This is a genomic window from Kiloniella spongiae (genome assembly GCF_001026905.1).
GTDB lineage: Bacteria > Pseudomonadota > Alphaproteobacteria > Kiloniellales > Kiloniellaceae > Kiloniella > Kiloniella spongiae.
In genome coordinates this window covers 1-1,233 of the sequence record NZ_LAQL01000046.1, presented here as the reverse complement: position 1 = coordinate 1,233, position 1,233 = coordinate 1, and the positions used below count along the sequence as shown (strand labels likewise).

The 1,233-nt window shown below is 44.1% G+C and carries 1 protein-coding gene; it reads right to left on the bottom strand.

All coding sequences use genetic code 11. The features are described 5' to 3' along the window. A partial coding sequence (locus WH96_RS22185; protein WP_047766175.1) for a hypothetical protein occupies nt 1-1,233 on the bottom strand: 1,233 nt, incomplete at both ends.

Genomic DNA, 1,233 nt, shown 5'->3' with positions numbered 1-1,233 from the left:
CGAGAGTATTCGGTTGCCCCTGCTGTTTATGGATTACAGCCTTATAGTCCATAACGACTTTGTTGCTTTTGATCGGAATATCCAATTCACCGCCAATTCCAAAGTCCAGGGATCGTATGCCGCTCTCATTCTGCCCTTTAATAATCAGTGCTGTATTTTGAATGTTTGCAAATTTGGAAATGTCAGCCACGTTTATTTTGGGTAACGGCACATTTATATCCAGATTATCAAGAATATCGTTTTTAACAGCGGCCATATTTTTGGAAAATATCTTGGGACTGAACGCGCCGTTCAACGGCAGCTTAACATCCGTAATTCCCGCCATCTTCAACAGACTTGCCATCTCACCAGATGGATGCACCGCCAACGTACCATAAATATTCAGGCCTGGCTTAACCGCGACATTTCCATGAAAATAAGGTCGAATAACCTCGGGGAAAGTATTGAGCAAGCCGGATTTATTGGTTGGGTTGTAAAAAAGAACAGCCTGCTCAAAATCCGTATCCTTTAGCGGCGTCTTGTCGGCACCCGGGATCAGAGTTGTGATCGAGAAATTTGGCTTTGCACCCCGCAATATAAAGAAAGGTTTCGCCTGCCCAGAGGGTTTGGCTAAAAGGCCGTAAAATTCTTGACCCTGTACCTCAACACCCATACTGAGATAATCAGATGTTACACCGACCCCAGAAAAAGCAATGTTATCAATTTCTGGCACCCCGATACTGCTGCCTATGAGATCTTTGAGGGTTAAATTACTGGTTGCAACATAAAGATTAGGGTTAGGGCTATTACGATACCCTATTTTGACCGGTTTATTCCGGAATGTTGATGAGCCCAGCAACTGTGCCTTGTACTTGCCGTTCTGCTTGGTTACTTCGAGATCTAAATCGCTGATCTTGAAGGTTTCAACCAGATCAAGCGTAACAACATCACCTTTGCGTTGCGTTGCCGACAAGGCCAAGGTATCGGCTTGTCCTTGTTGTTTATGAATTAAAGCGCGATAATCAAGGACCACTTTGTTACTTTTGATTGGAACATCAAGCTCACCGCCAACCAGAGTATCTATCGATCTTGTACCGTTGTTGTTGATCCCCTTAATCGTAAGCGTTGTGTGTTGAATGGTGGCAACATCGGATATACCGGGTAAACTCAGTTTGGGCAGCAGCACATTTAGATCCAGAGTATCCAGAATTTCATTCTTGATCTGCGCAGTATTACCCTTTTGAAAAACAGCCG